Source organism: Agromyces sp. NPDC058064, from assembly GCF_042885275.1.
Taxonomy (GTDB): domain Bacteria; phylum Actinomycetota; class Actinomycetes; order Actinomycetales; family Microbacteriaceae; genus Agromyces.
Genome location: NZ_JBHVSE010000001.1, coordinates 77,049 through 85,772, shown reverse-complemented (window position 1 = coordinate 85,772; position 8,724 = coordinate 77,049). Strand labels below are relative to the sequence as shown.

The following is an 8,724-nucleotide window of genomic DNA, read 5'->3' as shown; positions in this document are numbered from 1 at the left end:
CCGCTACGGACCTGGGTCGGGCGAGGCGGGCCCGCTCGAGCGGGCGAGCGCGTCCGGTCCGGGTGCGGATGCCTCGGCGCCGGCCTCGACCGGGTCGGTCCGCGCCGGGGCATCCGGCTCCTCGAAGAGCGTGCGCTGGGCCTCCTCCACGCGGGCGAGGGTCGACAGGCCGTCGGCGCGGTGGTGCCCGAACACCCAGTACCGGTACAGCAGGAACCGGAACGCCGTGCCCAGCCCGAGGCCCACGACGTTCGTGGCGATGTTGTCGGCGAGCAGGGTCGTGTAGCCGAGCAGGTGGTGGCTGACCCACAGGCAGAGGAGCGAGATCGCCATGCCGCCGAGCGAGACGATCACGTACTCGGCGAACTCGCGCAGGTAGTTGCGGCGCCGGTGCGTGCGGAAGGTCCAGTACCGGTTGCCGAGCCAGTTGAACACGATCGCGACGCTCGTGGAGATCGTCTTCGCGCCGATCGCGGACTGGGCCCAGGTGTCGTCGCCCGCGAGCCCGAGCCGGAGTGCGTTGAAGAGCGTCACGTCGATGACGAGGCCGATCAGGCCCACGACGCCGAACTTCACCGCGTAGGCGAGCAGCCCGTGCCACAGGCGGGTGGCGACCTCGGCGATGCTGGTGGACACCGACACATCCTATTCCCCGACGCCTAGACTGGACTGGGCGCCGTCGGGGCGCACGACGACGGCGAATGGAGTGCACGGGGTGCGGGTCGGAGTGATCGGCGGCGGACAGCTGGCCCGGATGATGGTTCCCGCGGCGATCGAGCTCGGGGTCGACCTCCGGGTGCTCGCCGAGCAGGAGGGGATGGCGGCGGAGATCGCCGCTGATCGCGTGGGCGACTACACCGACACGGCGACCGTGCTCGAGTTCGCGAAGACCGTCGACGTCGTGACCTTCGACCACGAGCACGTCCCGCAGGACGTCCTGCGCGCGATGGTCGACGCCGGCATCGCGGTGCACCCCGGGCCCGACGCGCTCGCCGTCGCCCAGGACAAGCTCGTCATGCGCGAGCGGCTCTCCGAGCTCGGCCTGCCCGTGCCCGACTGGGCGCGCGTCGAGACCGCGGCCGAACTCGACGAGTTCATCGCCGACCACGGCGGCGCCGCGGTCGTGAAGACCCCGCGCGGGGGGTACGACGGCAAGGGCGTCCGCGTGGTGCGCAGCGCCGCCGAGGTCGCCGAGTGGTTCTCGACGATCGTCGAGGACGGCCGTCAGGGCGCGCTCCTCGTCGAGGAGCTCGTCGAGTTCCGCCGCGAGCTCGCCCAGATGGTCGCGCGCCGTCCGAGCGGCGAGATCGCCGCCTGGCCCGTCGTCGAGACGGTGCAGGTCGGCGGCGTCTGCAGCGAGGTCATCGCGCCCGCGCCCCGTTCCGCCGGTCGCGTCGCCGACGTCGCCGCCGACATCGCCGTCACGATCGCCGAGGGGCTCGGCGTCACCGGTGCGCTCGCGGTCGAGCTCTTCGAGACCACCGACGACCGCCTCCTCGTCAACGAGCTCGCGATGCGCCCGCACAACAGCGGGCACTGGTCGATGGACGGGTCGACGACCGGGCAGTTCGAGCAGCACCTCCGGGCCGTGCTCGACCTGCCGCTCGGCGGCACCGGCACGCGCGGCGACTGGTCGGTCATGGTCAACGTGCTGGGCGGTCCCGCCGAGGGGGCGCTGACCGACCGCTACGCCGAGGCGCTCGCCGGCCACCCCACGGTCAAGGTGCACAACTACGGCAAGGCGCCCCGCCCGGGCCGCAAGATCGGGCACGTCACGGCGACCGGCGACGACCTCGACGCGGTCGTCTACGAGGCCCGCGCCGCGGCGGCGTTCTTCCAGGACTGACGCCGCCGTCGCTCGTCGACCGGCGCCGGGCCGCGGTGTCGTTGCGGTCATCTCCCAGCGCGCGGCCGTACACTCGATCAAGTGACTGAGACGAACACCAGCCCCCTCGTCGGCGTCGTGATGGGTTCCGACTCCGACTGGAACGTCATGAGCGAGGCCTCCGCCGTGCTCGACGAGTTCGGCATCCCCCACGAGGTCGAGGTCGTCTCGGCGCATCGCACGCCCGAGAAGATGATCGCCTACGGCAAGGAGGCTGCGGCCCGCGGCCTCAAGGTCATCATCGCCGGCGCCGGAGGTGCAGCCCACCTGCCCGGCATGCTCGCCTCCGTCACGACGCTGCCCGTCATCGGCGTGCCCGTGCCGCTCGCCAAGCTCGACGGCCTCGACTCGCTCCTGTCGATCGTGCAGATGCCCGGCGGCATCCCCGTCGCGACGATGGCGATCGGCGGCGCGAAGAACGCCGGACTCTACGCCGCACGCGTGCTCGGGGCATCCGACCCCGCGATCGCCGCCGCGCTCGACCGCTATGCACGCGACCTCGCCGCCCTCGTCGAGGAGAAGAACGAGCGGTTGAAGCAGTCGCGATGAGCCTCGCAGCAAGCCCCATCCGGTACCCGGATGTCGCCTCGCGCACGGTGATGACCCGCCGCGGCTGGTGGCTCGTCGCGCTCAACTTCCTCATCCCCGGAGCCCCGCAGGTGCTCGCGGGCAACCGGCGCCTCGGGCGCTTCGGGCTCGGCGCGACGCTCGTGCTCTGGGCGCTCGCCCTGCTCACCCTGCTCGGATGGTTCTTCTGGCGCACCGCGCTGTTCACGATCGCCTCGACGCCGTGGACCCTGTGGCTCGTCGCGCTCGTGCTCGCCTTCTACGCGGTGCTGTGGGTGGTGCTGACGCTCGACACGCTGCGGCTCGTGCGCATCGTGAAGACGGCGCCCTCGGCGCGCGGCTGGATCGCCGGCCTGACGACCGTCGTCATGGTGCTCGTCTCGGGCACCGCCGCCTACGGCGCATACCTCGCGACCACGACCGGCGGGGTGATCTCGTCGATGTTCGTCGCCGGACCGAGCCTGCCGCCCGACGAGAACGGGCGCTACAACATCCTGCTGCTCGGCGGCGACTCCGGCCCCGACCGCGAGGGCATGCGGCCCGACAGCATGTCGATCGTCTCGATCGACGCGGAGACCGGTTCGGCCGTCACGATCGGCCTGCCGCGCGACCTCGAGTACTTCCCGTTCTCGGAGGGTTCGCCCCTCGCCGAGGTCTACCCCGAGGGCTACGGCGCCATCGACGGCTGCGAGGTCGACGTGTGCCAGCTGAACTCCGTGTACACGGAGGTCGAGCTGAAGAGCCCCGAGATGTACCCGAACGCGGTCGCCCAGGGCTCGGAGCCCGGCATCGAGGGCATGCGCGACGCCGCCGAGGGCATCACCGGCCTCGACATCCAGTACTACGCCCTCATCGACATGCAGGGCTTCGAGGCCCTCATCAACGCGCTCGGCGGGGTCGACATCAACGTCGAGACGCGCATCCCGATCGGCGGCGACGAGGACAACGACGGCGTGGACGGCTGGATCGAGCCCGGCCAGCAGCACCTCGACGGCTATCACGCGCTCTGGTACGGCCGTGCGCGATACGGCGTCGCCGGCGGCGACTACGAGCGGATGGCCCGTCAGCGCGTGCTGCAGGAGGCCATCCTGCGCCAGTTCACCCCCGCGAACGTGCTCGCGAAGTTCCAGGAGGTCGCGGCGGCCGGTGCCGACACCGTGAAGACGGATGTGCCGCAGTCGAGCCTCGGCTACTTCGTGAACCTCGCGATGAAGACCAAGGAACTGCCGATGCAGCACGTCGAGCTCACGCCCGACAACGGCATCGACCCGACCGATCCCGACTACGAGTACATCCGCCAGCTCGTCGCGGACGCGATCGCCCCGCCGGCGACGGAGGAGCCCGCGGAGTAGCCCGGACGTCGCCGGGACGCCGCGGCGCGCCGGCGGTCGAGCCTGCGCCCGCGTGCCGGCCGTCCGCCGCCACAGCGTGGCGGCTTCAGAGGTCGGCGTGCAGCTGCCAGACCCGCTCGGCCGAGTCGCGCCAGGTGAAGGCCTGCGCGCGGTCGGTGCCGGCGATCGAGAGCCGGTCGGCGAGCTCGGCGTCGTCGACGACCGCCGTGACGGCGGCCGACAGGCGCTCGGCGTACCCCGCACCGCCCCCGACGGCGACCGCGCGGCCGGCCTCGGCCGCGACCTCGACGTACGCGGGGGTGTCGGAGTGGATCACGGGGACGCCGAGGGCGAAGGCCTCGATGAGCGAGGTGCCCGATCCCTCGTCGTGGCTCGGAGCGACGTACGCGGTGGCGCCCGAGAGGACGGTCGCGAGGTCGGCCGGGTCGTCGAGCTCGAGCGCGCGGACCCTGCCGCGCGCGATCCCGGCCTCCTCGGCGACCGTGGCGAGATGCTGCTCGCCCCAGTTCTCGGGGCCGAGCACGATGAGCGGGACGTCGGGGGAGTCGGCGCGACCGAGCGCCTCGAGCAGGTCGGCGACGCCGTTGCGGGGATCGAGCGACCCCGCGGTGACGAGGTAGTCGCCCGGGAGGGCGAAGCGGGCCGCTCGATCGGCGGCGTCGCGCGGGAGCTTCAGGCCGAGCCGGGGCGCCGTGCCGATGACGCGCACCCGGTCGCCGAAGTCGGCGACGAGGGCGAGCCGCTCCGCGAGCGCGTGGGTCGGCACGACGATCGCGTCGGCGTGCTTGCGGGCGCGCTTCATCATCGCCTTGTTCCACGCCACCGTGGTCGGCGTGAGCGACTCGGGATGGGTCCAGGCGAGGAGGTCGTGCACGGTGACGACCGTCTGGTCGTTGCCCGCGGCGGCGTGCCTGCGGAGCGGTGCGAAGAGGCTCGGCGCGTGGATCATGCCGCCGCCCGGCGAGGTCGTGAGGCCGAACTGCCACGCGGCGACGAGCTCGCGTCGGGCGAGGCTCGACTTGTAAAGGCCCGACAGGCCGGGGAAGCGCTCGAGCACCTGCTCGTAGTCGCTCGGCAGCGAGGAGGACACGACGCCCTCGACGTCGCACCCGCGCGGAGCGGTGTCGATGAGCGAGGTCGTAAGGGCCTGGGTGTAGCGGCCGAGCGCGCCGGGCACCGGTGCGATCACCTGGTCGACGATCATCCGAAGCGTCGTGGGCATGCCCCTCCTTCGAGTGTCGTACGGTCGAATCATCCAATCTATCGCCCGCTCGCCGAGAATCGGGCGAGAGCGGCCGCCTGTGGAAAGCTCGCAGCCGCAGACAGGGCAAGATAGTGGGGAGGCGTCCGAGAGTCCGGGCCGCCGTCCCCAGATCAGCGAGAGTCGATGAGTCCGTCACCTGTGCCACCGCGCGTCGTCGCCGTCGTCGTCGCCTACAACCGGGCCGAGCTGCTCGCCGAGGTGCTCGACGCGCTCGGCGCCCAGCGCGCCGCGCTCGCGAAGGTCGTCGTCGTCGACAACGCCTCGACGGATGCCTCGGCCGACGTCGCACGTGCCGCGGGCGAGCTGGTCGACCTCGTCACGCTGCCGCGCAACACCGGTGGGGCGGGCGGCTTCGCCGCGGGCATGGCGGTCGCCCTGGCCGACCACGAGCCCGACTGGCTCTGGCTCATGGACGACGACACCGTGCCGACCGAGGGGGCGCTCGCCGAGCTGCTCGACGCCGTCGACGGCACCGAGCACGTCGTCGCGGGGTCGCGCGTCGTCTGGCACGACGGCACCGAGCACCCGATGAACACCCCGAGGGAGAAGCCCTTCGTGGGCAAGGCGGAGCGCATCGCCGCGGCACGCCGCGGCGGCATCCCGATTCGGAGCACCTCGTTCGTCTCGATGCTCGTGCGCGCCGACGTGGTGCGGGAGATCGGCCTGCCGATCGCCGACTACTTCATCTGGAACGACGACTTCGAGTACTCGACGCGCGCGCTGCGCGGGCGGCGCGGCCTCCACGTGCCGGCGTCCGTCGTCGTGCACAAGACGAAGGTGCTCGGCGCGACCGACGCCGACCCCGGTCCTCGCTTCTACTACGAGGTCCGCAACAAGCTGTGGATGTTCCGGCGCTCGCAGAGCCTCGGCCGGTTCGAGAAGGCCGTGTACGGGGCGTCGAGCGTGCGCCGCTGGATCCGCACCTTCGCACGTTCGGCGGATCGCACCGTGCTCCGCGACGGCTGGCGCCGCGGCTACCACGATGGCACCCGCACCCGGCCGCGGCCGAACGCGATGGCGCTGGCCGGCCTCGGCCGCGCGAGCGACGCCGTGCAGCAGGTGGAGCCTGCATGAGCGCGGACTTCTCGCTGCTCATGCCCGTCTACCGCGGCGACCACGCCGCGCACTTCGCCAAGGCCTTCGCCTCGAGCGTCGGCGACCAGACGGTGAAGCCGTCGCAGGTCGTGCTCGTGCAGGACGGCCCGGTCGGCGACGAGCTCGCCGCCGCGATCGACCGCGTCGTCGACTCGAGCCCCGTGCCCGTCACGCGTCACGTGATCGATGAGAACGTCGGGCTGGCGCGTGCCCTCGACCTCGGCCTCACCCTCTGCGAGCACGAGATCGTCGCCCGCATCGACGCCGACGACATCTCGCTGCCCGAGCGGTTCGCGCGCCAGCTCCCCGTGGTCGAAGGCGGCGTCGACCTCCTCGGCACCGGCATGTTCGAGTTCCTCGACGACGGCGGCGCCATCGTCGGCCGGCGAACACCGCGCACCGGGCACGAGGAGATCGCCCGCTACGCGCGCTTCCACGACCCGTTCAGCCACCCCACGGTCATGTACCGTCGCAGCGCGGTCCAACGCGCGGGCGGGTACCAGCCGCTCGGGCTGATGGAGGACTACTGGCTGTTCGCGAGGATGATCGACGCCGGGGCGTCCGTCGAGAACCTCGCTGAGCCGCTCGTGATGTACCGCGTCGGCGCGGGCGCCTACGCCCGCCGCGGCGGGAAGGCGCAGTGGCGCAGCGAACTGCAGCTGCAGCGCGCGCTGCGGAGGATCCGCTTCACCAGCCGCTGGGAGTACCTGCGCAACGTGACGGTGCGCGGGGTGTACCGGTTCGTTCCCGAGCGGGTGCGCAAGCTCGCGTACCGGCGGTTGATCGCGGGCACGCACCCGGACTGACCCCAGACGATCGGCTCGGCCGACGCGCGCGAGCACGCCGCATCACCGATTCCCGCTCTCGGGTCGATAACATGGGCGAAGCCGGAGTTCGGGGGGGCAGGCGGTTCTGATGTTGCTTAAGGGGCGGAAGCCGCGGATGCTCGCGGTACTCATGGCGTTTGTTCTCACCATCGGACTCGCGACGGCTGACGGCATTGTGAACGAGAAACCAGCGGTCGCCGCAGACGGCGCGGAGTTCAACCCGGGCATGATCATCAGCGATGCGGTTTTCTACAACAGTGCAACGATGACCGTGGCGCAGATACAGTCGTTCCTCAATGCCAAGGTGCCGACATGCCGGACCGGGTACGTCTGCCTCAAGAACTTCCGACAGACCACGACCTCACAGCCGGCGCGGAGCGAGGGATGCGCTGCATACGCAGGACAGGCGAACGAGAGCGCCGCATTGATCATCTACAAGGTATCGCGTGCATGCGGAATCAACCCGCAGAGCATGCTCGTCCTGCTCGAGAAGGAACAGGGCCTGGTATCCGATACCTGGCCGACTTCGCGGCAGTATCGTTCGGCGACAGGCTACGGGTGCCCCGACACGGCGGATTGCGACGTCAACTACTACGGCTTCTTCAATCAGGTTTACCACGCTGCATGGCAGTTCAAGAAGTACCGCGCGCGCCCGACGATCCGTGCTTACCAAGCGGGACGCTACAACACCATCCAGTGGCATCCGAACGCCGGTTGCGGCACTTCACAGGTGTACATCCAGAATCAGGCGACCGCCGGCTTGTACCTCTACACGCCCTATCGTCCGAACGCGGCGGCCCTGCGGAACCTCTACGGCACCGGCGACGCATGTTCGAGCTACGGGAACCGGAACTTCTGGCGGATGTTCACCGATTGGTTCGGGTCGACGGCGGTTCAGGTGCACCCAGCGCTGATGTCGGCGTGGCTGCAGCACGGCGGTGCCGACGGACGCCTCGGGCCGCCGATCGCCGCGGCCCAGTCTGTCAGCGGCGGGGGAATCCTCCAGAGGTTCGAGCGCGGCCAACTCGTCTATCGCGCGGATCTCGGTGCGTTCCGCACGGCCGCTTCGATCGCCACCTACTACTACGCGAATGGCGGCCCGGCAGGTCGGCTGGGGTACCCGGTGTCCGATGTCGCAGGGGCGGATGCGATCGAACACACGCAGTCCTTCGAGTTCGGCTTCGTGAGTTGGAAGCCTGAGAGCGGTATCGCCGTTCGAGGCGGATATCGCGTCAGCGAACCGTACCTCGCCAATTGGAAGGCGTTGAAGCAATCTCAGGGTGTGCTGGGGTATCCGATCGCCGGTGTGGTCGATGAGGGCTCGGGGTGGTCGTCTCAGCGGTTCGAGCGTGGCTACCTGTTGTACGACGGTGCTCGGAAGGTCATGTACTGGCTGCCGTCGGCGGTTTGGGACTTCTGGAAGGCTCGTGGGGGGCTCGGTGGTGCGATCGGTGCACCGACGGCGTCGCCCACCGGTTCGGCCGATTCAGGTTGGACGCAGACCTTCGTCGGGGCTCGCCTGACGCAGGCGTCGACAGGCACCGTGACGATGGTGGGTGGCATTGCGGTGGCTGGTGTCTTCCGCACCAATTGGTCCGCGTTGCGAGGCGGAAGCGGTGTGCTGGGGTACCCGATCGCTGGTGTGGTCGATGAGGGCTCGGGGTGGTCGTCTCAGCGGTTCGAGCGTGGCTACCTGTTGTACGACGGTGCTCGGAAGGTCATGTACTGGCTGCC

General features: G+C 70.5%; 8 protein-coding genes. 6 read left to right on the top strand and 2 right to left on the bottom strand.

Annotated features, from left to right (window positions below):
- Positions 1-3: 3 nt before the first annotated feature.
- Positions 4-636, bottom strand: coding sequence for a GtrA family protein (locus ACFVSL_RS00380; RefSeq protein ID WP_386937488.1), 633 nt, complete (start codon positions 634-636; stop codon positions 4-6).
- A gap of 79 nt (positions 637-715) precedes the next feature.
- On the opposite strand from ACFVSL_RS00380, the gene ACFVSL_RS00375 reads away from it, so the two are divergent.
- The 3 genes from ACFVSL_RS00375 (at position 716) to ACFVSL_RS00365 (ending at position 3,804) form a co-directional block, all read left to right on the top strand.
- Positions 716-1,846: a 5-(carboxyamino)imidazole ribonucleotide synthase gene (locus ACFVSL_RS00375; protein WP_386937486.1), complete on the top strand. Its 1,131-nt coding sequence runs from the start codon at positions 716-718 to the stop codon at positions 1,844-1,846.
- 120 nt (positions 1,847-1,966) lie between these two features.
- The gene (gene purE, locus ACFVSL_RS00370; protein WP_386939292.1) at positions 1,967-2,434 is read left to right on the top strand and encodes a 5-(carboxyamino)imidazole ribonucleotide mutase; all 468 of its coding nucleotides are present in this window, start codon (positions 1,967-1,969) and stop codon (positions 2,432-2,434) included.
- Positions 2,431-3,804 carry an LCP family protein gene (locus ACFVSL_RS00365; protein WP_386937484.1) on the top strand — a complete coding sequence of 458 codons (1,374 nt, stop codon included), beginning with the start codon at positions 2,431-2,433 and terminating at the stop codon, positions 3,802-3,804. Before purE ends, ACFVSL_RS00365 begins: the two co-directional genes overlap by 4 nt.
- An 85-nt stretch (positions 3,805-3,889) precedes the next feature.
- Here the strand turns inward: ACFVSL_RS00365 and ACFVSL_RS00360 are convergent, their stop codons facing one another.
- A complete protein-coding gene (locus ACFVSL_RS00360; RefSeq protein ID WP_386937483.1) occupies positions 3,890-5,026 on the bottom strand; it encodes a glycosyltransferase family 4 protein in 1,137 nt (378 codons plus the stop codon).
- Between the two features lie 165 nt (positions 5,027-5,191).
- On the opposite strand from ACFVSL_RS00360, the gene ACFVSL_RS00355 reads away from it, so the two are divergent.
- The 3 genes from ACFVSL_RS00355 to ACFVSL_RS00345 all read left to right on the top strand — a co-directional run.
- Positions 5,192-6,142, top strand: coding sequence for a glycosyltransferase (locus ACFVSL_RS00355; RefSeq protein ID WP_386937482.1), 951 nt, complete (start codon positions 5,192-5,194; stop codon positions 6,140-6,142).
- Positions 6,139-6,969: a glycosyltransferase gene (locus tag ACFVSL_RS00350; RefSeq protein ID WP_386937481.1), complete on the top strand. Its 831-nt coding sequence runs from the start codon at positions 6,139-6,141 to the stop codon at positions 6,967-6,969. Before ACFVSL_RS00355 ends, ACFVSL_RS00350 begins: the two co-directional genes overlap by 4 nt.
- A 136-nt stretch (positions 6,970-7,105) precedes the next feature.
- Positions 7,106-8,724 (top strand): LGFP repeat-containing protein (locus tag ACFVSL_RS00345; protein WP_386937479.1); only part of this gene is annotated, 1,619 nt, incomplete at its 3' end.